At 61.5% G+C, this 22,944-nt stretch carries 17 protein-coding genes and 1 other RNA gene; 12 read left to right on the forward strand and 6 right to left on the reverse strand.

The features are described 5' to 3' along the window. Positions 1 to 51 precede the first annotated feature (51 nt). From ASAC_RS03655 to ASAC_RS03665, 3 genes are all read left to right on the forward strand, one after another. Positions 52 to 1,248, forward strand: a complete 1,197-nt coding sequence (locus ASAC_RS03655) for a radical SAM protein (RefSeq protein ID WP_013266646.1) — start codon at positions 52 to 54, stop codon at positions 1,246 to 1,248. Positions 1,249 to 1,267: 19 nt separating this feature from the next. Continuing rightward, entirely contained in the window at positions 1,268 to 1,927 is a 660-nt protein-coding gene (locus ASAC_RS03660) for a restriction endonuclease (protein ID WP_013266647.1), read from the forward strand. Positions 1,928 to 2,021: 94 nt separating this feature from the next. Continuing rightward, positions 2,022 to 2,315 carry a hypothetical protein gene (locus ASAC_RS03665; RefSeq protein ID WP_013266648.1) on the forward strand — a complete coding sequence of 98 codons (294 nt, stop codon included), beginning with the start codon at positions 2,022 to 2,024 and terminating at the stop codon, positions 2,313 to 2,315. On the opposite strand, the gene ASAC_RS03670 is transcribed toward ASAC_RS03665, so the two are convergent. Further along, a complete protein-coding gene (locus ASAC_RS03670; protein WP_013266649.1) occupies positions 2,290 to 3,528 on the reverse strand; it encodes an RNA-guided endonuclease InsQ/TnpB family protein in 1,239 nt (412 codons plus the stop codon). The genes ASAC_RS03665 and ASAC_RS03670 overlap by 26 nt on opposite strands. Then, the gene (locus tag ASAC_RS03675; RefSeq protein WP_013266650.1) at positions 3,512 to 4,141 is read right to left on the reverse strand and encodes an IS607 family transposase; all 630 of its coding nucleotides are present in this window, start codon (positions 4,139 to 4,141) and stop codon (positions 3,512 to 3,514) included. Before ASAC_RS03675 ends, ASAC_RS03670 begins: the two co-directional genes overlap by 17 nt. A 68-nt stretch (positions 4,142 to 4,209) precedes the next feature. Between ASAC_RS03675 and ASAC_RS03680 the strand changes: the two genes are divergently transcribed. From ASAC_RS03680 to ASAC_RS03700, 5 genes are all read left to right on the forward strand, one after another. After that, on the forward strand, positions 4,210 to 5,331 hold the full coding sequence (locus ASAC_RS03680) for a hypothetical protein (protein ID WP_013266651.1): 1,122 nt from the start codon (positions 4,210 to 4,212) through the stop codon (positions 5,329 to 5,331). A 45-nt stretch (positions 5,332 to 5,376) separates the two neighbouring features. After that, positions 5,377 to 7,290 (forward strand): glycoside hydrolase 5 family protein, encoded by a 1,914-nt coding sequence (locus ASAC_RS03685; RefSeq protein WP_013266652.1) that lies wholly within the window; start codon positions 5,377 to 5,379, stop codon positions 7,288 to 7,290. Between the two features lie 42 nt (positions 7,291 to 7,332). Continuing rightward, complete coding sequence (locus ASAC_RS03690) at positions 7,333 to 8,538, forward strand: MFS transporter (protein ID WP_013266653.1); 1,206 nt, start codon at positions 7,333 to 7,335, stop codon at positions 8,536 to 8,538. Positions 8,539 to 8,550: 12 nt separating this feature from the next. After that, positions 8,551 to 8,859 carry a TIGR00304 family membrane protein gene (locus ASAC_RS03695; protein WP_013266654.1) on the forward strand — a complete coding sequence of 103 codons (309 nt, stop codon included), beginning with the start codon at positions 8,551 to 8,553 and terminating at the stop codon, positions 8,857 to 8,859. 179 nt (positions 8,860 to 9,038) lie between these two features. After that, on the forward strand, positions 9,039 to 12,545 hold the full coding sequence (locus tag ASAC_RS03700; RefSeq protein WP_013266655.1) for a S53 family peptidase: 3,507 nt from the start codon (positions 9,039 to 9,041) through the stop codon (positions 12,543 to 12,545). Here the strand turns inward: ASAC_RS03700 and ASAC_RS03705 are convergent. The 3 genes from ASAC_RS03705 to ASAC_RS03715 form a co-directional block, all read right to left on the reverse strand. After that, positions 12,529 to 13,470 (reverse strand): hypothetical protein, encoded by a 942-nt coding sequence (locus ASAC_RS03705; protein ID WP_048812791.1) that lies wholly within the window; start codon positions 13,468 to 13,470, stop codon positions 12,529 to 12,531. The genes ASAC_RS03700 and ASAC_RS03705 overlap by 17 nt on opposite strands. 63 nt (positions 13,471 to 13,533) lie before the next feature. Further along, entirely contained in the window at positions 13,534 to 16,452 is a 2,919-nt protein-coding gene (gene ppdK, locus ASAC_RS03710; protein WP_013266657.1) for a pyruvate, phosphate dikinase, read from the reverse strand. A 94-nt stretch (positions 16,453 to 16,546) separates the two neighbouring features. Continuing rightward, positions 16,547 to 16,828 carry a MoaD/ThiS family protein gene (locus ASAC_RS03715; protein ID WP_013266658.1) on the reverse strand — a complete coding sequence of 94 codons (282 nt, stop codon included), beginning with the start codon at positions 16,826 to 16,828 and terminating at the stop codon, positions 16,547 to 16,549. Between the two features lie 119 nt (positions 16,829 to 16,947). On the opposite strand from ASAC_RS03715, the gene ASAC_RS03720 reads away from it, so the two are divergent. Both ASAC_RS03720 and ASAC_RS03725 read left to right on the forward strand, forming a co-directional pair. Further along, positions 16,948 to 18,543 (forward strand): APC family permease, encoded by a 1,596-nt coding sequence (locus tag ASAC_RS03720; protein WP_013266659.1) that lies wholly within the window; start codon positions 16,948 to 16,950, stop codon positions 18,541 to 18,543. A gap of 49 nt (positions 18,544 to 18,592) precedes the next feature. Further along, entirely contained in the window at positions 18,593 to 20,092 is a 1,500-nt protein-coding gene (locus tag ASAC_RS03725; protein WP_013266660.1) for a carboxypeptidase M32, read from the forward strand. Between the two features lie 60 nt (positions 20,093 to 20,152). Here ASAC_RS03725 and ASAC_RS03730 read toward each other — a convergent pair whose 3' ends face one another. Continuing rightward, positions 20,153 to 21,721 carry an aldehyde dehydrogenase family protein gene (locus ASAC_RS03730; protein ID WP_013266661.1) on the reverse strand — a complete coding sequence of 523 codons (1,569 nt, stop codon included), beginning with the start codon at positions 21,719 to 21,721 and terminating at the stop codon, positions 20,153 to 20,155. Between the two features lie 197 nt (positions 21,722 to 21,918). On the opposite strand from ASAC_RS03730, the gene ffs reads away from it, so the two are divergent. Continuing rightward, positions 21,919 to 22,228, forward strand: an RNA gene (ffs, locus tag ASAC_RS07710) — signal recognition particle sRNA. A 14-nt stretch (positions 22,229 to 22,242) separates the two neighbouring features. After that, positions 22,243 to 22,863: a DUF973 family protein gene (locus ASAC_RS03735; RefSeq protein ID WP_013266662.1), complete on the forward strand. Its 621-nt coding sequence runs from the start codon at positions 22,243 to 22,245 to the stop codon at positions 22,861 to 22,863. Positions 22,864 to 22,944: the final 81 nt, after the last annotated feature.

The raw sequence follows: 22,944 nt of genomic DNA on the forward strand, positions 1-22,944 counted from the left end.
AGGACTAACTTATACAGGGGACAGCTCACGTTTGAGAGCTTTGTTAAAAAGATGATGGACAGATTTAATTTTAACGTTGAGCTGGTCGACGGCCTTGAGCTGTCGGAGCCCGAGGGCCCCCTGCCCCTCTACGTTCACGTCCCCTTCTGCCCCTTCATGTGCCCCTTCTGCGTGTTCTTCAGCGTCCCCTACAGGGAGGCTGCTGCCAGGGCCTACGTCAAGTCCCTGACGGCTGAGGTCGAGGGCCTCATGAGCCGCTGGGAGGGCGCCCGCTTCCCTGAGGTCTACGTGGGAGGGGGCACCCCCACCATGCTGACCGAGGGCGTGTGCGAGCTCCTCGACGTTATAAGGTCCTACCAGGGGGCCGTGGAGGCCTCTGTCGAGGGCTCGCCCTATGACGTTGACGACAACAAGGTCTCGATGCTGGCCTCCGCCGGGGTCACGAGGATATCGCTTGGGGTCCAGTCCTTCTTCCCGGACAGGCTTGCCAGGCTTGGGAGGCCCAGGATAAGCTCGGAGGCCATACTCTCGACCATAGAGGCCTGCTCCAGGGTAAAGACAGTCAACGTTGACATAATCTTCAACTACCCCGGGCAGAGGGAGGGGGACCTCATTGACGAGGTCGAGGCGTTCTACAACAGCAAGGCAAACCAGCTGACCCTCTACCCCCTCATGCCTTCAATAAGGGAGCCGGCCACCGTTTGCCCGTGCAGTGAGAAAAGGGAGAGGGCCCTCTACAGGCTCGCCGTCAGCCAGGCCAGGAGGCTTGGCCTGACCCAACTGACGGCCTGGTGTTTCTCTAAGTCGTCCGGCGGCCTCAGTGATGAGTACATAGTGGACTCAGACCTCTTCGTTGGTGTCGGGGCGGGGGCCATGAGCCACCTCAGGGGGCTCTTCACGGCCAACACATTCAACATATCTAAGTATGAGTCGCTCGTGGCCAAGGGAGAGCCAACCGTAAGCCTTGCCAGGAGGCTCAGCAGGGAAGAGGAGGAGAGGCTCTACGCGCTTTACGGCCTCTACGGCCTCGGGCTTGACAAGGACGGCTTCAGGAGGAAGTTCGGGAGGGGCGTCTACAGGGCCATGCCGAGGGAGCTGCTCTTAATGGAGCTGCTCGGGCTCGTCAAGGACACGGGGAGGAGCATAGTGCCCACCAGCAGGGGGCTCTACGCGGTCAGCCTGCTCATGAAGCTCTTCTACATTAAGGTCTCCCACATAAGGGCTATGGCTATAAGGGCGAGCCTCTGAGCCAGCGCCGGGACCGCCGTTGCTGGGCCCCGCCACCGACGTCGCCCTGGCCCTGCTGGGCTCTGAGGGCTGCGTGCCCCTGAGCGACGTCGCTTCGAGGGCCGGGCTCAGCCGTGACGTTGTCCAGGCCTACCTGAGCAGGATGGAGGAGGTCGGCGGCCTGAGGCTTGAGGGAGATTCCGCGTGCCCCCTCAACAGGGCCCTCCTGGCGGCAGCGGCTGTGAGGCTCGGGGCTGACCCGGAGGCCGTGTCAAGGCTCCTCAGCTGGAGGGACTTTGAGGGGCTGGTGGCGGAGGCCCTGAGCGAGGCCGGCCTCCGCGTGTGGAGGAACCTCAGGGTGCCGGGCAGGGGAGGCCTCGAGGTCGACGTGCTTGGCCTTGAGGGCGACCGAGGCGTCGTCGTTGACTGCAAGAGGTGGTCCTACAGGTCGAGCTCACCTTCAAGGATAGCGGAGGCGGCCTTAAGGCACGCTGAGAGGGCCAGGAGGCTGATAGCCCTCTGGGGGTCCCTCGGGCTCCCAGACATGCCAAGGAGGCTGCTGCCAGCCCTGGTGGTCCTCAGGGAGGACCTGCCAAAGGTTGTCAACGGGGTCGCCGTGGTGCCCGTGCTGCAGCTCAGCGGCTTCACCAGGGAACTTGAGGCGGTTGTAGACGAGCTGGGCATCGACACTGGCCTTTAGAAGCTGCTAGTAGCTAAGCGGCCGTTGATGCAGCCCACTGTGAGCCCCGCTGTACATTTAACTTAGCCCGGCCGCAAAACCGCCGGAGGTAAATGTGAAGTTAATCAAGCTCCTGGCCGTTGTTGTCCTTGAGGCCGCAGCCCTGGCCTCCTTGCTGATTGGCGTCGCCAGCGCCGCGCCGGTTAGCTTAATCGTGGTCAGCCCTCTGGCCCTGTCAGGGCAGGTCAGCCTTTTGGCCTACCGCGGGTCCCTGTACATCTACTACACCTACCTGGTCGGCGACAACACCACCAACATGGGCGGCTACGTCCTCAACGAGGGGTACGCGTCGCCTGCGCCGCTGCCCCCCGTGCCGTTTGTCCCTACGCCTTCATCTCAATCATTTTAAGTTCACTCACGATCAGGCGTAGGGACTTAGCCCTCAGCCACCTGCCTAGCCCAACGGCAGGCGGGTCATGGGACTCCTTCGAGCCCAACGGCACTGGGCTCACATCCCCAGCCCTCCTCCTCAGGTTGTATAACGCCACGACGTCCCTGTGCCACCTCTCCCCTCCCTTCTCGCAGACTCCGACCCTCGGGGCAGCGCCCCCATCGGGTCGGTAGACGATCCTCGACCCGTGGACTGGGCACGTGGAAGAGGTGTAGGAGGGGCTCACCAAGACCACGGGAACGCCGAACTCCCTGGCCTTCTCAATGATGGCGTTCTTAGTTGAGGAGAACGCCGAGCGGTAGATCCTCAGCCTGAGCTGGGGATCCTTCACGTCCTTTATCATGTGCTCTGGAACCCTCTTCGGCAGGTCCTCTAAAACTATCGCGCTCCTGCTCTCGAAGGCCTCCTTAACGATAAGCCTCGCCAGCTTCCTCCTTATGTCGGCCTTCCTGTACTTCTCCCTAAGCCTCTTTAGCCTCCTCCTGACGTCCCTGTCCTCAGTGGATCTGCCGCTCTGTACCCTCTTCCTCCTGTACTCGTAGCCCAGGGTGATCTTCTTGATGTTGGTCTCCAAGAGGATCGGCCTCCCGCCAACAAGCACGGAGGCCGAGCCCTCGTTAAGGTCTACTGGGGTGAAGCCCTTCGGCTCATAAGGCTTCGGCTCTTCCTTCTTGAAGACTATGAACAGCTCAACCACGTTGCCCTTTGCGAGCCTGAACCTGGCCTCGCCCGCTATCCTCCAGCCGCCGTTGTAGTACCTCCAGAAGAGCTTATGGAACGTGGGCGAGATGCGAACCTTTCCTCCCTTTGTCGCTATCGAGATCTCGTCGAGGCTGAACCTCCAGAGGTGGTCGTCCAAGTGGACGGTGACCCTCCTCACCGAAGGCCTGTCGGTGTAGGCCCTGCCCCTCCTCTTGAGCTTCTTGAAGCTGTCCAGCCTCTCGCTCGCGTCCTCGCAGGCCGTGTAGATGTAGTGAGACGGTAAGTCCTTATGCTTCTCCCTTTCAACTCTGTAAACGCCTGCTTTGATCCTAGTGAACGACGTCGTGCTGTTCCGAAGCCCGTAGTCTACTGCGTCCTCAAGGATCTCCCTGTACTCCCTCTCGACCTCCTTAAGTGCTGAATACGTGGCGTGGTCAACTTTGACCCTCAGCTTAACCGTCCGCTCCACTCAGCTCACCCAACAGCTTTTTTACTCCCTGGACGAGGGCCGTCTTCTTGTGGCTCCTCACTCCGTAAATCTTGCCAGCGAACGACGTGATAACGGAGATTAAGTCCTCCACGAGTTCCTGCGCGGCGTCTTTCGGCTCCTCGCCGAAAACTGCCTCGACCCTGACGCCCATTGCCGAGAAGAACTCTTCGATGTACTCGAAGCCGAACCTCGTCAGCCTGTCCTTGTATGTTATTAACACGACGTCTACGCCCCTCCCCTCGACCAGCTTGAACAGTTTGAGCAGCCCTTTCCTTTGCGTGTTGAGCCCGCTGGCGACGTCCTTTAGCACTTCAACTACCCTGTAACCTTTTGCCGTCGCGTAGTTAGTGAGGTAGTTTATCTGCCTCTCCAGGTCCTCCCTCTGGTCTGCTGACGAGACCCTTGCGTAGATTACCGCCCTTGTCCCCTCCCTCCCCTCCAAGTACCTCTTTACCTCGCTGTAAGGTATCCTGTACCTGCCGCCCTCAGTTGTTGCCGCCCTTATCTTCCCCTCCCTGATCCACCGCAGGAGCGTTGAGTATGATATCCCTAGGAGCTGGCAGGCCTCCTTAGGCCTCAGCAGCCTCTCCACTCAGGCAAACCCTGCTAGATTAGTGATAATGAATAGATATAAAAGGATTTCTATTGTAATGAATTATAATGAAAAAGGATTTACCCCTAGTTAATGCCACGAGGCTCTACGCCTTCACGGACCATGGCAAGTTGTGCCTTGCGTGGGCCTACCTGTCGGGAGGGCTTCACCTCTCAAACAGCACGACGGGCTCGCTTAGGTACTCCTGTTATTACGACGGCCGCTGGTCAAAGCCCTTAACGCTCGTGAGCGGCGGCATGCCCTGGGGCTTCGTCGAGGTCAATGATGTCTTCTACGTGCTGTGGAGCCCAAGGTTTAGCCAATCCCTGAGCGGCGTCAGGCTCCTGGAGGTCACGCCCTCCGGCAGGGTTATCATAAACGTCAGCGTCCCTGGAGCGCTCATAGCCGGTGTCACGGGGCAGGGCTACCTGGCGCTCGCGAGGCCCAGCTCCATGCGCGGCGTCGGCAGCGTGGAGCTTGTAAACGTCACCCAGCAGGGCTTCGAGGTGCTGGCTAACCTGAGCATGAAGGGCCTCCTGTTCGCTAACGCCCAGGGGGACCTCCTGGCGCTCTACAACCTCTCCACGCTGCAAATCTACAGGGTTAACGACCTTGGCCAGGTGACCCTGGCCGCAACCTCGCGGCTTCCAAGCCATCGCTCCCTGCTCTTTGTCATGATAGTGACCCAGGGCAACCAGGACTTTGTAGAAGAGTACGGCGACTTCGGCCCTCAGCCCTCCTCGCTTGACTTCTTTAAAGTCTACAGGCTGGCTGACGGCGCGCTCCTGCCAGTGCTTGAGGTCAACGTCACCGGCGGCCACTACGTTAGCACCGGCTACGTGTCAGCGCTGGGCGACGACGTGTACGCTGCCCTCGAGGTGGGGGGCTTTGGCGCGGGCGGGGGCCTGTTCAGCCCGATGCCCCTCCTAATAGCTGTGGCGCCGGCGGGCTCAAAGATGACAATTAACTTCACGAGCCCCGATGACGTTTACTCGGGAAGGGCCTTAATTGTTATCCCCTCGTCCAACTCTACTACCACCGCCAGCGTGAGCGCTACCGACATAGCTTCAATTATGAGGGAGCAGCCCGCCGCGCGGTCGCCCGCCAAGGCCTACCTGTACCTCGCCGTCGGCGCGCTGATAGCCATAATAGCAGCGGTCGCCGCCACGCTTCTAAGGCGCGGGCATTAGCAACCCTTTTAGTTTTGTCAATGGCTGCGCGCCTGGTGGGCCAACTTGAGGACCGAGGCCAGGGGGAACCTGGTAGTCACCGACGGCTCCTTCAGGTTCCTGCTCGGGGTCAACTACTGGCCAAGGAGGACCAACATAAGGATGTGGAGGGACTGGGACGAGGGTGCCTTGCTTGAAGACATAAATGCCATGAAGTCCATAGGGGTCAGGGCCGTGAGGCTGTTCCTCCTTGACCAGGACTTCGTGAGCTCCAGCGGCGACGTGGACCAGCGGCAGCTTGAGAGGCTCAGGTGGCTTCTTGACAGGCTCGGCGACAACAACATTGCCGGCTTCGTGACGCTCCTGGTGGGCCACATGAGCGGCAGGAACTGGGGGATACCGTGGGCCCCAGACAACGACATATACTCGCCCAAGGCTGTGGAGGGCGCCGCCAGCTTCGCCAGGCAGGTGGCAGAGAGGGTCAGGGACAGCAGGGGCCTGGGGGGCTGGATACTGAGCAACGAGATGAGCCTGGTGAGGAGGGCCTCGAGGCCTGAGGAGGAGCTGACGCTGCTCAGGGCCGTCAGGCAGGCCATAAGCTCAGTGGACAGCGGCCACGTCTTCAGCGCGGGCGACGTGCCTGACAGCTACGGGCAGACGCCCCACCTGGTCAGGGGCATAACCGACTACGTGGGCCCCCACCTGTACCTCTACGACAGCGACCCAGTCAGGCACGGCTACCTATACTCTGGCATGCTTGAACTGTTCTCCGACGACGGCCAGAGCCCCGTCATACTCGAGGAGTTCGGCTTCAGCAGCCTTCAGTACTCGGAGGCCGACAGGGCCGCCTTCATCTACGAGGCGCTCTACGCGGCCCTGGCCCACCGGGCCTCAGGGGCCTTCGTCTGGTGCTTCTCCGACTTCCCTGACGAGGCCGACACGCCCTACCTCTGGAGGCCCCTTGAGCTTGGCTTCGGCCTGTTCGACAGGGACGGAAGGCCTAAGCCCTCCGCCGAGAGCTTCAGGAGGTTCTCAAGGGAGCTCGAGGCCCTTGAAGGCCTTGGACTTGAGGGCCTCAGGAGGAGCTCAAAGGCGCTGATAGTGGCCCCCTTCTACGTGTTCGGCGAGTACCAGTTCGCCGACTACAGGAGGTGGGCCGGGGGCCTCTACCAGGTGGCCAGGCCGACGCTGCTGGCCCACCAGCTGCTAACCATGGCGGGGGCCCAGGCATCGATAAGGTATGAGCCCGAGCTCAGGGAGGACGACCCGAGGAAGCTTGTTATGTTCCCCTCAACCATAAGCGGGCTCACCGTGACCTGGAGGAGGCTGCTCAGGCTTGCCGAGGGCGGGAGGCTCGTCTACGTTTCGCTTCTCAGGGGCCTCGGCCAGATGGTTTTCATGCACGAGTCGGCCACTCACATGTGGGGCGAGCTCTTTGGCGTTGAGCCCGCCCTGAGGGTGGGCTCCCCTGGCGTGAGGCTTGAGGGCTCTGTCAGGCTGAGGCTCGAGGCGGACCTCGGCGACCTGAGGGCGGGGCACGAGGTTACAGTTGGGCTTCAGCAGCCCGTGCTGACCTATGACGTCAGGCCCGTGGACGCTGAGGTAATGGCAACGGCCAACGGCAGGCCAATAGCATTTGCCGCCAGGAGGGGCGGCGGAAGGATGATCCTGTCGCTGTTCCCGCTTGAGGCCGTGCTGGCGGACCTGTATTACGTGAGCGACTGGTCGCCCTACGCCGCCCTCTACAGGGCCCTAGCCGTGCAGGCTGGCGTTGAGCCCACCGCCAGCGACGACCCCAGGGTTGAGGTCCAGGTCTTGAGCGATGGCAGCAGGGGACTCGCCTTCATGATAAGCCACTGGCCGGGCGAGCTGACGGCCTCGCTGCCGGTCAAGGGCGACCTGGTCGCCGGCAACTCGCAGGTGAGGGAGGGCAAGGCCGTGATGCCGCCCAGGGGCGTCGCAGTGATAAGGTTTGGCTGATAAGTTATTTACCCTCCCAACTCACGGCTCCCCTGAGCTGCCTTGAGCGACTACTCCAGGGACATCTACATACTTGGCGCCGTGAGGACCCTGAGGAGCTTCAGCTTCGGCTACGTGGCCTTCCTGCTCCCGCTCTACCTCAAGTACGTGGGCTTCTCCTACGAGATGATCGGCCTCTACACGCTCATAGCCACGCTGAGCAGCGCCGTTCTAACGCTTGCGAGCGGGTGGCTCGGCGACCTCTACAGCAGGAGGAAGGCCCTGGCCATAATGTCGCTGCTCCCGGCGGGCACCTACGCCATAGTGCTCTCCACCAGGAGCTACGCCGCGCTCATGGCGTCTGCCGCCTTCGGGCTCACCATGAGCCCCATAGGCGGGGGCTCCGGCGGCGGCCCGGTGGCGCCGCTCCAGACTGCCATGGTGGCCAGCAGGGTCGGCCCTGAGGCAAGGACAAGGGTCTACTCGTACCTAATGATGGCGGCCATAGCCTCGGCCCTGGCGGGCTCGGCCTTCTCAGGGGCCATCATGAGGGCCTCAGGGGGCTACTACCTTGAGCTCTTCGCCGTGGCCCTGCTGATAACTGTGGCCACGTCAGCGCTCGTGCTCCTCGTCTCGGAGGAGCCCGACAGGGCGCACAGGCCCACCAGCGCTGTCCCCAGGAGGTCCGCCAAGAACATAGGCAAGGTCTCGCTGGCGGGCCTCTTCGGCAGCCTGGGCCTCGGAATGGTCATGTCGCTGCTGCCTGTCTACTTCAGGGAGCTGGGGGCGAGCGACTTCCAGGTCTCTTTGATATACGACGCCTCCTACGCGGCCGCCGCGGCGGGGGCCCTCATCGCGCCCCTCGCGGAGAAGGCCATGGGGCCCGTGAGGTCAATACTTGTGCTGAGGGGCCTCGGCTCCCTGCTGCTGGCGGCCATACCGTTCTCAAGGCCCCTGGCCCTGGCTGGGGCCATATATGCAATTAGGACCGGGCTCTACCAGGCGGCCCTGCCGATAAGGCAGAACGTCAGCATGGAGCTCTACGAGCCCTCGGAGAGGTCCAGGGGCCTCAGCATAACTGGCGTGTTCAGGAGGCTCCCCTACGGCGCGGCGGCTGCAGCCGGCTCAGTGCTGTTCCAGGTCGGCGCTTTCGTCGCAGTGTTCTCCGCGGCCGCGGGGATCTCCGTGCTCGACCCAGTGCTCTACTACGCCTTCTTCAGCTACTTCGACAGGGGAGGCAAGGCCTTTAAGGCTCGGGCGGAGGAGTAAAGTGGTGATTACATGAACGCCGCGGCCTGGTTCCTCATAGGCTTCCTGATAATACTTGTTGGCATGTTCATAATAGTGGCGGCCGGCGTCTACGAGGCCTACAGGCAGTCCTCCCAGGCCAAGGGCCAGGTGCAGGCCGGCGGCGTCGTCATGATAGGCCCCATACCCATAGTGTTTGGCACCTCGTGGAAGATGGCCATAATAGCCATGGTCCTAGCAATAGTGCTGATAGTGATATCGATAGCCCTCATGTTGCTGGCCAGGGGCATGACTTTGCCTAGGGCGGAGTCCCTGGCGGCGCTGCTCCTGAGGCCCACTTGAAAATAACAGCTTAAGCTTAAGCCCACCGGCCGGCAGAGCCTCCTGGGCGACTGGCTCTGAGGGCTAAGCTCATATCAACAGTTCTCCTGGCAATCATCATCGCTGCCGCGGCCCTTCCTGTAAGCTACGTTAAGGCCGTCGCTGGGCCCGCCAGCCCTAACAGTATAGTATTTAGCTACATGGGAGGCCTGAGGGGCTTCAAGTACGTGGGGCCCCTTCCAAGTAATGTCAACGTAGTTGGAGTCCTCTACGTGCCCCTGAGGGACGTGCCCCTCATATTCTACTACGCCCAGGCCGTCAGCGACCCCGGCTCGCCCCTCTACCGTAAGTTCCTGACGCCCTCCCAGGCGGCAAGCATGTTCTACCCCGAGGCCGAGGTGGCCAAGGCCATAAGCTACCTCAGGTCCCACGGCCTGAGGGTGATAGCGGTTGCAGGCTCAATGATTGCCTTCAGCGGCCCGGCCTCAGCCGTTGAGGGTGCCCTCGGCGTCTCCATAGGGGTCTTCAGCAACGGCACCTCCAGCTACTACGCCGTCACAGGGTACAGGGGCAAGTTCCCGTGGCCCGTGCCCTACATATCTAACATTACAGGAGTAGTGCTGGGCACCCCTAAGTTCCTGGTAACTGAGCAGGACCTGATCAGGCTTAGGTCCCTCTATGAAGTTAACGTCTCATACCCCGAGGAGGTATACCCCATGACTTCGCTTGCCGAGGCCTACAACGCGACGTACCTCTACTCGCTCGGCGACGAGGGTCAGGGGGTCAACGTAGGAATTATAGACTTCTACGGTAACCCGACGCTGCTCCAGGACGTAGCTTACTACGACTCCCTCGTCGGCCTCCCGCCGGCGAACATAACGGTCGTCCCCATAGGCCCATATAACCCTAACCTGGGCGTGCTGACGGGCTGGGACGTGGAGATAGACCTGGACGTGGAGGCAGTGCACTCCATTGCGCCGAGGGCCCACATATACCTGTACGTGGCGGGCGGCGCCCTTCCGCTGTCCACTATAATAGCCTACATAGACCAGCACGACAACGTCTCAATAGTGAGCCAGAGCTTCGGCATACCGGAGTCCGCGTTCTCCTACTATGGCTTCAGCTTCTACTACTACAACGTCTACCTGAGCGACGTCTACTACGCCCTAGGAGCGGCTGAGGGCATAACATTCCTGGCGGCCAGCGGCGACGGCGGGGGCATGGGCTACAGCGCTGGGCCCGTCGGCGACGTCAACTACCCTGCCTCCTCGCCCTGGGTGCTGGCCGTGGGGGGCACGACAACTTATATAAGCGGGAACTCGAGCGTCCAGACCGCGTGGTCCTCGGCGGGCTTCGTGCCGTACATGCAGAACGTGGGCGGCTCCACGGGCGGCTACAGCGCGTATGAGCCGATGCCGTGGTGGCAGGAGGGCGTCGTGCCCAGGCCCCCCGAGGGCTTCCCGCACGGCAGGGCCGTGCCGGACGTCTCGGCCAACGCAAACATATTCCCAGGGGCCATTATGGTCGCTGAGGACAACGAGACGGTCCTGGCCGGCGGCACGAGCGAGGCGGTCCAGCTTGTGGCCGGCCTCCTGGCCCTGGTCGAGGGCTACGTGGGCCACGGGCTCGGCCTCATAGCGCCCACGCTCTACAGCCTGTACTCTAACTCGTCCACGAGGAGCGCGTTCATACCCGTGACATTTGGCTATAACATACCCTGGGTCGCGTCCAACGGCTACAACCTAGTCACGGGGCTTGGGGCTATAAACGCCGGCAACCTGGCCCGCTACCTCTCAATGGTCCATGAGAGGGGCCTCTCCATAAAGGTGCTCCTGGGCAACGCGTCCCAGTTCATAGAGCCTGGCTCCACGCTTAACGTGAGCGCGAACATAACCTACGGAGGCTCCGAGGTGGTTAACGGCTCCTTCGTCGCCAGCCTGAAGCTCATGAACGGCGTGGTTGCTGAGGAACCCATGTACTTTAACTCCACCAGGGGGCTCTGGGAGGCGTTCCTTCACGTGCCCCTGAACTCATCGGGCCCCGCCTTAATCGAGGTAAGCGGCAGCTACAAAGGCTCCTGGGCCTCATACGCGGTCGAGGCCTTCGTGGGCTACTTCGGCGCCATGTCCCTCCCGACCCCCATGTACCCGTACATGCCGTACCTCGGGGTGCCGCTGGCCGCCTTCGCCACCTCGCCCACGGGGGCCCCGAGCAACGTCAGCATGGAGGTGGAGGTCCTCAGGTACAACCCGCTCAACAACACCTACACCGAGGTTTACTCGCAGCCCATAACGCTGGGGACCTCGAGCATAAACTTCACCGCCCCGCCAGGCTACTATATAATCAGGCTGTCAGGTCAGGCCTACGGCCTGACGCCCATATACATGGGCGACCTCATGCAGCTCTTCCTCCTGTTCCCCCAGGTCCTCTCCATGCCAGGCGCCGTGCCCGAGGGAGGTTATGTAATAGTTGAAGGGATCCCGGTGCCGCCCATAGAGACCACGGCCCTGGTGTCGTCCCAGACGGGACTTGACCTCTTCAACGCAATACTCTACGGCTCCAACGTCACGGCCAGCCTGGTGAGCCCGGCGGGCTACAACGCCGCTTCCTCGCAGGTTCCCCTGACGGGCTCCGGCCTCTACTATGGCCTCCTCCGGGTGCCCAGGCAGGCCCAGCCGGGCCTCTACTGGGTCCTGCTCAACGCCTCCTACAACTCCACCACGCTGGGCGGCCTCGTGGAGGGCTACGGGGTCGACATGATATACGTGGGGCAGCCCCTGAGCGCTGAGGTGGCCGTGCTGCCGCCCATAGTTGAGGGCGGCGGGAGGGTCACCATAGAGGCCAGGATCACGTACCAGAACGGGACCCCGGTGAGGTACGGCCTCTTCTCAGCCACCATAGTCCCAGCCAGCCTCAGGCAGCTCTACGAGAACGCGAGCCAGCAGGTGGAGGTGCCCCTTTACTACAACTCGACCCTCGGCCTCTGGGTGGGCCAGGCTTACCTCCCCGGGCCGAGCTCCATAGGCAACGTGAGCCCCTTCGAGGTGGGCAAGGGGGAAGAGTGGTACATAGTGGTCACTGGGGTCAGTCCCTTCGGCAACGTGCTGACGTACTCGCAGACATCTGTGATAGAGGGCAGGGTGGCTTACTACGCCAACGAGGCCCTGACGCCCCCCTTTGAGGCCAGCGGCGCCATGTTTAACAACGTCACCATAGAGGGCTACAGGGGCAACATAACCTGGAGCTACTTCGAGGGCGTGAACTACATACGCAACAGCACGCTCGGCCTTGAGTTTGACGACGCTGAGGGCGAGCTCATAATATATGACAGCGTCGTCAGCATGAACTACGTGAGCGCCAGCGAGGTGGTTCTCATCAACAGCAGGCTCTACCTCAGGTACTCCAGCGTGGGCAGGCTTGTGCTGGGGCCGGGCTCGAACTACACCTCGAGCTACTCAACCATAGGCTCCGTCGGGGGCCAGTACCAGATAGCGAGGATAACCGGCTGGACCCCGCAGCGCTCCATAGCGATCTCCTCCTCGAGGCCCTACATAGCCCCTGTGCAGCAGGCCCGCGCCGTCCAGCCCCAGAGGGAGAGGGCCACAGCGTCGGCGGGCTACAGGAACCTTGCCGTGGCCGCGTCCCTGGGGGCCGCGCTGCTGGTTGCCGTGCTCCTGCTCATGAGGCGCCCTAGCCGGTCACGTTGAAGTAAAGCTGGTTGAACAGGCCCGAGTAGTAGAAGCTCCCGGTGCTTACATTATAATAATACAGCAGTAGCAGCAGCTTGTACTGCCCCGGCCTCGCGGGGGCCCTCAGCACTATGGGCGCCGTGGCGTTGTGGCCCGAGGGTATAACCATGTATAGGTCGTAGCCGCTTATGGACTCGTTAAGCGACGAGGGCCCCGGGGGCAGGGAGGCGTTGAGCACGCCGACCCTGACCTGGTAGAGCATGACGTCGTTCATCTCGTTCTTTATGAGCACGTATAGCGTCACGTTGGAGTTGGGCAGTAGCTCCTGAGGGTAATCGCCTATCTCCAGGTTGCTGTTGAGGAGGGCTATGACGCTGAAGGGGCCGGGCCTCCAGTACAGCTGGGCCAGGGTGGCCCCTGACAGGCCTATGGCGAGCACTATGAAGAGCCCGGCCACGTAGAGCGGGAACCTCTCGGGGCCCGCCTCGCTGGGCCTGGCCTCCCTCCTGGGGCCCTCCCTGAGGACCACCTTGTAGTTCCTGTGCGCGTACATCCAGAGCCTCCAGGTTAGCCTCCTGCCGTACCTGACTGAGGCGAAGGCGCCAAGCGAGAGTGCAACAACTGAGGCTATGACGGAGCCCATGAGCGTCCAGAAGTCCGACCTGGCCCTCGCGAGGATCAGCGGGCCCTGCGACTCGAGGGCCCTGGCCCTCGACGCCAGCGAGCTGCACGCCGTGCCGTTCGCGTAAGAGGCGTTTATCATGAGCTCGTTTAGCTCGCTGTCATAGCTCAGGTTCACGAAGAGGTAGCTGTGGTAGGCCCTCTCCGCATAAGCGAAGGCCGCCTCGCCGCCAGATATGGCGGGCCCGCACTCCGCCATGGCCGGCGCTATTGCCATGAGCGCCACTAGCAGCAGGACTGCTGCCGCAGCTGGGGCCCTCAACCTGCCTCCCGCCCCGACCAGGAGGGGCATGTTATAAAAATGAAATTGATAAAGGGGAGGCGATCACTCGCCTACAGCTCCCCTGATGCCCAGCTTCTCCTTTACCGCGGCCTGCGCGGCGGCCAGCCTGGCGACGGGCACCCTGAACGGCGAGGCGCTCACGTAGTCAACTCCGGCCCCGTGGAAGAAGTTAATTGAGGCCGGGTCGCCGCCGTGCTCGCCGCAGACGCCAACCTCTAGCTTGGGGTTGGCCTCCTTGCCCTCCTTGGTGGCTATCTCCACGAGCCTCCCGACTCCCTTAACGTCAACCGTGTCGAACGGGTCGTTGGCCAGTATGCCCTTCTCGAGGTACTGGTTCATGAACTTGTTCTCAACGTCGTCCCTGCTGAAGCTGAAGGTGGCCTGGGTCAGGTCGTTGGTTCCAAAGCTGAAGAAGTCAACCTCCTTAGCTATCTCGCTGGCGGTCAGGGCGGCCCTCACGGTCTCTATCATGGTGCCTATCTTCACGTTGAGCTTGACGCCGTACTCCTTCTCAACGTCGCTGAGCGCTGGCAGTATGGCGTTGTTCTTGACGAACCTTATCTCGTTCACGTCGGACACCTGCGGCACCATTATCTCAAGCACGGGGCGCTTGCCCTCCTTTATGAGCTCCGCGGCAGCCTCAGCCATCGCCCTGGTCAGGTAGTAGTATATCACCGGGTAGGTCACTCCCACCCTGACTCCCCTGTGTCCCATCATTGGGTTGGCCTCCTGCAGCGCCTTGACCCTGTTGTAGAGGCCCTGGAGCTCAGCTATCTTCTGGTCAAGCTCCTTAACCTTGGCGGCGTCGCCGGAGGCCTGGGCCTTCTCCCTCTGCTCCCTGAGGTCGTAGATCTGCGCCAGCAGCTCCTCGCTTGAGGGCAGGAACTCGTGGAGCGGCGGGTCTATGAGCCTTATGACCACGGGCTTGCCGTCCATTATGTCCAGCATCTCCTTGAAGTCGGGCTTTATCATGTCGGCGAGCTCCTTCATGTGGGCCTCCCTCTCCTTGTCGTCAGCTGCCAGTATGACCCTCCTCAGGGCCTCCAGCCTCTCAGGCTTCCTGAACATCCTCTCTATCCTCAGCAGCCCTATGCCCTCGGCGCCGAACTTCCTGGCCATCATGGCGTCCTCTGGCACGTCCGCGTTGGCCCTGACGCCCAGCCTCCTCTCCTCGTCGGCCCACTTCAGCAGCTCGTCGAGCCACCCTCCGAGCTCCGGGGTCACGGTTGGCAGCTCGCCGAGGTAGACGGAGCCGCTGTTGCCGTCTATGGTTACCCAGTCACCCTCCTTCACTGTGACGCCGTTCACCGTGAAAGTCTTGGAGTCGTAGTCTATCTTTATGGCCTCTGCGCCGACGACGGCCGGCTTGCCTATGGCCCTGGCCACTATGGCCGCGTGCGAGGTCATACCTCCCCTTGAGGTCAGCACGCCCTGGGCGGCGTAGAAGCCGTGGACGTCGTCTGGCTTGGTCTCAACCCTGACCAGTATGACCTTCTTGCCCTGCTTGGCCCACTCGACGGCGTCGTCAGGGTTGAAGACCACCTGGCCGCTGGCGGCCCCAGGTGAGGCCGGCAGTCCCTTGGCTATAGGCGTGGCCTTAACCTTGGGGTCTATGGTCGGGTAGAGCAGCCTCCTCACCTGCTCTGGGTCAACCTTGAGCAGCGCCTCCTCCTTCGTCAGCAGCCCCTCCTTCACCATCTCGACCGCGCTCCTGACCCTGGCCAGCGGGGTCATCTTTGCGGGCCTGTTCTGCAGGAAGTACAGCTTGCCCCTCTCCACCGTGAACTCTATGTCCATGACGTCCTTGTTCACCTGCTCGAGCTTCTTGCCCGCCTCTATGAGCTGGTTGTAGACCTCCGGCATCCTCTTCTTGAGCTCGTCGAGGCCCAGCGGGGTCCTTATGCCTGCCACGACGTCCTCGCCCTGGGCGTTGGGCAGGAACTCGCCATATGGCCTGTCCTCGCCCGTGGACTGGTCCCTGGTGAAGTAGACGCCCGTGCCCGAGTCCCAGCCCATGTTGCCGAAGACCATCGTTACTACGTTCACGGCCGTGCAGTCCGCCATGTCAGGGGTTATGTTGTTCGCTATCCTGTAGAATATTGCCCTCGGGTTCATCCAGGACCTGAACACCGCCCTTATGGCAAGCTCGAGCTGCACATACGGGTCCTGCGGGAACTCGCCCCACATCTTCCTTACTAGGTCCTTGTACTCGCCCACCAGCTCCTTTATGAGCTCCAACGAGCGGGCCCACAGCCTGGGCGCTATGTCCTTCGGCGGCTGGGCGTCCAGCCTTGGAGTGTACTCAGGGTAGAGCTTCCTTATGGCGTCAAGCTCGTCCTTGTACGTGGTCTCCGCCTCCCTGGCGAACTGCTCGCTCTTCCTGTCGAAGGCGTCGTTGAACGGCTTCTCGTCCAGGGCCAGCACAATCCTGGCGAACATCTGTATGAACCTCCTGTAGGCGTCGTATGCGAACCACTCGTTGTTCGTTGCCTTTGCCAGGGCCTGGACGCTGTTGTCGTTAAGTCCCAGGTTGAGGACGGTGTCCATCATGCCTGGCATTGACAGCGCCGCGCCCGACCTAACTGAGACCAGGAGCGGTATGCCATCTGCTGCGCCGAACTTCTTGCCAGTCCTCCTCTCCAGCTCCTGCATGTGCTCCCTGACGTCCTCCATTAGGCCGGCAGGCAGGTCGCACTGGTCTATCAGGGCCCATATCTTCTTTATTATCTCATCCCTCACCGCGGGCGGCGGGTTGCCCCTGAGCTGCCTCTCAAGCTCGTCCATCTCCGCCTTCCTGGAGGAGTAGAACTTGCGGCAGGCCTCGGTGGTTATTATGAACCCCGGCGGCACGGGAAGGCCTATCTGGGTCATCTGGGCGAGAGAGGCGCCCTTGCCGCCAAGGAGCTTCTTGTCCCTCCAGTCGGCCTCCTCAAACCATAGGACCAGCCCTGTCCTTGCCAACTTATCCCACTTCCCATGCTGCGCTGTATAAAGCTTCTTATAAAAGCTTAGCTTTCATTTAGTTTAATATAAAGTTTCTGAAAAATAAACGCGGCTAAACTGTACGCCCACGCAGGCCCCCGAGGACCGGGGGCAGGAGCGAGACGAAGTCGCCCTCGGACAGCCTCAGGCTGCTCACCTCGGAGGGCTTGACCGACCTGCCGTTGACCAGGAGGAGAAGCCTGTTGCCCAGGGCCTCCAGGAGCCTCCTGCCGTGGGCCCTCTCAATATATGCCAGCAGGTCCGACAGCGTCGAGCCCTCCTGGAGCTCCACGGTCTCCCTGCTGACCCCTGCCATGGAGGCCAGCTCGCCGCCATACATAACGTTGACCTTCAACCCGCAGCCCCGCCGTCCCTGGGCCCCAAGGGATAAGGGCTTTAGCCAGTACACTCCTTGTGCACACGGATTTTAAAATACAAAGGTTTTTATGCACAAGTTGTGAGCTCCAGAGGCCGGTGAGGAGCTCGAGCTCAGCCCAGGGCAAGGAAAAGCCCCGCGCAGCCAGGGCAGTCCCAAGGCTTAGGAGGGGGGTCGTGGGAACCCTTGAGGCCGTAGCCCAGGAGATAGCTGCCATGGCGCCCGCGTGCGACACCGTGGCGTTCATAACGTCCGCGGCGGCGTTCGCCTTCGTCCTGACGCCCCTGGCCTTCCTCCTGGCCACGCTGACAATGTTCATAGAGGTCAACACGCTCTACCACCTCTCGAGGAGGCACGCCAGCGCAGGGGGCTACTACGGCTACGTCGCCACAGCCTTCGGGCCCTTCCCAGCCATAGTGACTGGGCTCATGTACCCGGTCTACCAGATAGCCAGCACGGCGGCCATACCAGTTTACGTCGCCGGGGTGGTGCTGCCAGGCGTCGTCCACTACTTCTGGGGCGTCAGCCTCCCTGGGTGGGTGTGGCTGCCGTTCATAGTGGTCTTCATAATGGTCCCCATAGCGCTGGCCGCGGTTGGCATAAGGCCCCAGATGAAGTTCCTCAGGTACGCTGCCCTTACTGAGGTCAGCTTTCTGGCAATCACCTCCCTCATAATAATACTCAGGGCCCCCGACAACACGTGGAAGGTCTTCGACCCCTTCGCCTGGCAGGCGATATACGGGCCCCACTGGAAGGCCTACGGGGGGCCCATGGCCGCCCTGGGGCTGGGCATGATATTTGGGCTCACGAGCTTCATAGGCTACGGGGGCTCCGCCCCGCTGGGCGAGGAGGTGAGGAGGAGCAGGGACATAACCAAGGCCCTTGTGCTCGGGGTGCTCATAGTTGGGGTCGTGCTGACAGAGGTGGCCTACGGCCTCACCGTGGGGTGGGGGACCGACAGGCTGACCTCCTTCGCGAGCAGCGCCATACCTGGCATAATAGTTTACACCGAGTACCTGGGCATAGCTGGCGGCCTCATGCTTGCCCTCTTCGCCTTCAACTCAGCCTTCTCAGACAGCGTCGCCATGCAGTCAAACGCGGGCAGGGTCTACTTCGCCATGGGGAGGGACAGCATACTCCCGAAGTTCTTCTCATACGTGCACCCCAGGTGGGTGACCCCGAGCAAGTCGCTGCTCTTCGTGGGGGTGGCCTCGAGCGCTGCCGCCGTGGCGTCCGCATTCATAGTTGGCTACTACAGCGGCGTCAGCCCGCTGGCCATGCTCGCGCTGCCCGCCACCTCGCAGAGGATAGTCACGGCGCTGGGCAACGCCTTTGACTTCCTCACTACCATAGCCCTAGTGGGCTTCATAACGGCCCACTTCATAAACAACACCGCAGTCATGGTTATGTTCAGGAGGCTCAGGGAGAGGCACTTCGGGCTCAACAAGGTGGTGCACCCGCTCCTCCACTACTTCCTGCCGGCGCTGGCAACGGCCATATTCGCGTTCGTGCTCGTTGAGTCCATATGGCCGCCTCAGTTCCCAGTGACTCAGGCGGTAATTGTGGGCGTCGCGCTGCTGGCGTTCTCAATAGGCTACACCGCGTGGCTCTCGCGCTCCAGGCCTGAGGCCTACAGGAGCGCTGGGGTCACTGTGAACATAGTGGAGGAGGAGAGGCTGGAGTCCAAGGGGTGAAGGTGCTAACCATTTATATCCCGCACCGCTCCTAGAGCTGGGGTCCGCCTTGCCTAAGTTTGAGAATCCTGTCATAAAGGAGCTTATTGAGAAGTACAGGAGGCTGTGGGCCCTGAACCACGCCATGTCACTCATGGGGTGGGACGAGGAGACCTACATGCCGTCTAAGGGCGTCGAGGAGAGGGCTGTGGCCACCGCCGAGCTGAGGGCCCTGTACCAGGAGCTGCTCCTGAGCGACCAGTTCGTCTCCCTAGTCGAGAGGGCCAAGGCCCAGGAGAACCTCAACGACTACGAGAGGGGGGTCGTCAGGGTAGTCGACAGGGAGCTGAGGATAGCCAGGAAGGTGCCCCCGAGCCTGACCTACGAGATGGCCAAGACTTCCTCTGAGGCCTTCATGGCCTGGAGCGAGGCCAAGAGGAGGTCCGACTTCAGCGCGTTCAAGCCGTACCTCCAGAAGCTCATAGACCTGAACAAGCAGATGGCGGAGAAGCTGGGCTACGAGGAGGTGCCCTACGACGCCCTGCTTGACCTGTACGAGGAGGGCCTGAGGACCAGGGACGTGAAGGCCGTCTTTGACGTCCTTGGCCCTGGCCTCAGGGGGCTGCTCGACAAGGTCGTCAGTGACGGCTACTACACCGTGCCCAGCCCCCTGGAGGAGGCCAAGTACCAGGAGGAGGCCATGAGGAGGGTCAACCAGAGGGTCCTGGAGCTACTCAAGTTCCCCCAGGACAGGGCGAGGCTTGACGTGAGCCCACACCCGTTCACGACCAACATGGGGGTCAACGACGTCAGGATAACCACCAGGTACGAGGGCTTTGACTTCAAGAGGAGCCTGTTCAGCGTGGTTCACGAGTTCGGCCACGCCACCTACGAGCTCCAGGTCGACCCCGAGCTGGCCATGACCCCCATAGGGTCTGGCGTGAGCCTGGGGGTTCACGAGGGCCAGAGCAGGTTCTGGGAGAACGTCATAGGCAGGAGCAGGGCCTTCGCCTCCCTCATAAAGCCCGTGCTTGACCAGGAGCTCGGGCTGACCAAGGGCATAAGCGAGGACGACCTCTACAGGTACTTCGCCACCGTGAGGCCGAGCCTCATAAGGACGGAGGCCGACGAGGTCACGTATAACCTGCACATACTCCTGAGGTTCGAGCTGGAGCAGCTCATGATAAACGGCGAGGTCAAGGTTGACGAGCTGCCCGAGATGTGGAACGACGAGAGCGAGAAGCTGATAGGCGTGAGGCCAAAGAACGACGCCGAGGGCATACTCCAGGACGTGCACTGGGCCCACGGAACCATAGGCTACTTCCCGACGTACACGCTGGGTAACATAGTGGCCTCCATGATGTACTTCGCGTTCAGCTCGCGCGTGGGGGACATATACAGCTACGTCACCAGGGGCGACTTTGACACAGTAAAGTCGTTCCTGAGGGACCTTGTGCACAAGTACGGGGCAACCTACGCCCCGAAGGAGCTGCTGAGGAGGCAGCTAGGGGAGGAGTACAACGCCCAGAGGCTCCTGGACTACCTGTCATCAAAGTACCTCAAACACTAAAGAGAAGAGAAAAGAGGGAAGAGCTGAAAAGAAACTAAGCTAAAGGGTTCCTTTTTGAGTTCAGTCGTACCAGGTCCGGGCCTGCTCCCTCATGAACGAGAGCAGGTAGTACGGCCCTCCGGCGTTCCTGCCGGTCCAGCCTGAGCCCTTCCAGCCTCCGAAGGGCTGCACGCCTGGCATAGCGCCGGTCGTGGAGCCCACCACCCTGTTGGCGTAGGTGACGCCGGCCTCTATGTTGTCGAAGAAGTACTGGACCTCCTTCGGGTCCTCTGAGAATATCCCAGCGGTCAGGCCGTAGTCCACGTCGTTGGCGTACCTTACCGCCTCCTCCAGGCTGTCCACCTTCATCACTAGCAGTATCGGCACGAAGAGCTCCGTCCTCCAGAGGTCGCTGGTGTACGGCAGGTCCACGACCACTGTGGGCTCGACCAGGTAGCTCTTCTCCTCCTCAATGACGCGGCCTCCCACTAGTATCCTCCCGCCCTCCCTCTTGGCCTGCTCTATGAACCTCCTGTACTTCTCCACCGCGGCCTTGTTTATTATTGGCCCGAGGAACGTCTCCCTCCTCCTCGGGTCGCCTATGACTGCATTCTTGACCCTCTCCACGAGCATCTCCACGAACTTGTCGTAAACTGGGGCCTCAACGAAGACCCTGGCGGTGGCCGAGCACTTCTGGGCCCCGAAGCCGAAGGCTCCCCTGAAGACCCCCTCGACCGCCTTGTTCAGGTCCGCCTTGGCGGTCACTATCGTGGCGTTCTTGCCTCCCAGCTCCAGCACGGCCGGCCTTGGCCTTATGTTTATGAACTGCTTCAGCAGCCTCTGGCCCACCTCCTTGGAGCCCGTGAAGGCGAGGCCGTCCAACTTGTTGTCAGTCTCGAGGTACTTGGCTATCACCTCGTTCTCGACGGTTATGTAGTTGACGACCTCCGGCGGGAAGCCTGCCCTCCTCATGGCCTCAACCATCTTGTAGGGCAGGAGCGGCGTGTGGGGCGACGGCTTCACCACTACTGTGTTGCCTGTTATCACCGCGCCGAGGGTCATAGTTGTCGTTATTGCTGCCGGGAAGTTGAAGGGGGCCATTATCAGCCACGCGCCGTAGGGCCTCATAACGGAGTAGGCGTGCTCGTTCCTGTATATGCGGCTCTCCATCTCCCTCACGAAGCCCCTGTTCTCCTCAAGTATGTGGGCGTAGTACGTGAAGTAGTCTATAGTCTCGTCTATCTCTGCGACGCTCTCAAACCTGTTCTTGCCGTTCTCGTAAGTCATGAGCGCCGCCAGCTCGAACTTCTGCCTCCTTATCTCCTCCGCCGCCTTCAGCGACAGCTCGACCCTGTCCCTCCAGTCAACGGAGGACCACTCCTTGAACGCGGCCTTAGCCACGTCAACAGCGCGTGAGACGTCTTCAACGCTCCCTGACTGGAAGACGCCCACCACTATGGAGGTGTCTATGGGGGACCTCTCGACAATCTTCTTCTCCGTCCTGACCTCCTCCTTGCCTATCAGGATCGGGTACTCCCTGCCAAGCTCCTCCTTCACCTTCTCGAGGGCCGCCTCGTAAAGCCTGTGGAACTCCTCCTCCCTGCCCTCGGCCACGTACCTGTTGTATGTGTTCTCGTTCACGAATGGCATGGAGGCTCGCCAAGGAGGGCGGTGGGCCAAGGGGACAATAAGCGGGGTGCCCTTGAAAATATATACATACGGATTAAATATCTTAGATGTGTATTAATACAGTATCAAGACGAAGCGTCCCTCGACCCAGGATAACTTAGGGTTGTCAGTGCAAGCCAGGGGTAGCTTTTAACTTCCCCCAAGGCTTTAGTGTTGGGCGCGCGGGAAGGGCCGGAGGGGCCGCCTCCCTCCCATGGCCCGAGGGCGCCACGCGGGGGCCAGTAACTCCGCCGCGGGCCACAGGGCCAGGCCAAGGCTCCCGCGGTAACTGTGAGCGCCCAGCCCACGGGGTCAACGGTGGCCGAGCGCCCGCCGGAGGACGGGCGTTGACGGCCTCAGCCGGGCTAACCTGGCCAGGCCCGGAAGGGAGCAACCTAGCCCGGCCGTTGACGTTCGTGGTGACTGGGCGTGAGGAGCCGCGGGGTTAAAGCCTGACCTGGTTCCGGGAACGCGGCGGGGGTCCGCGCGCCCGCGGTGAGAGGATGTCGCAGGAGCTCGAGGGCATAAGGAGGCTGAGGTCAGGAGCGCTTTACATGATAATAGTGCCGCTGCTCCTCATGCTTCTGCCGGCGGTGGTCGCCCTGGGCTTTGGCCTAACCGGGTACCCCAGGACCATAGTTGGCCCTGGCATGGTGCACGTCAGGTACGTGAGCTACGGCGGGGCGGCCGCCCTGGGGGCCCTGACGGCGGCCGTGGCCCTGGGCGTCGTATCGCTGGTCCTGATGGTCCTCTCCTTTGTCAACCTCAGGGAGGGCTTCAGCATGCTGGCCCTTGCCGGCAGGGGAGGCCTCACGGGCTCCGCGGGAGTCATAGTGGTCCTTGTCGGGATACTGATAGTCATAGTAGGGGCTCTGCTGAGCCTCATAGGGGGCCTCCTGCTCATAATGGTTGGCCTGGTTATCATCGTGGTTGGGTATATCTTCATAGGCGTGGGCTTCTTTGAGGTCGGCTCCTCCTACAACAACGGCATCCTTGAGGCGGGCGGCATCCTGGTGGCCATACCGCTGCTCATAACCAGCTTCGTAGGCCTCATATTCTGTTACGTGGGCCTGGGCGAGGTGGAGACAAAGCTTGGCACCCAGGCCGCCGGTTCAAAGAGTTAACTGCGCACAAAAAATTTTAAAAGCACTAGTAAAAACGCCTGTTAACACATATATATGGGCTATACCGCTATACATTGGTGT

Origin of the sequence: Acidilobus saccharovorans 345-15, assembly GCF_000144915.1 — an archaeon.
GTDB lineage: Archaea > Thermoproteota > Thermoprotei_A > Sulfolobales > Acidilobaceae > Acidilobus > Acidilobus saccharovorans.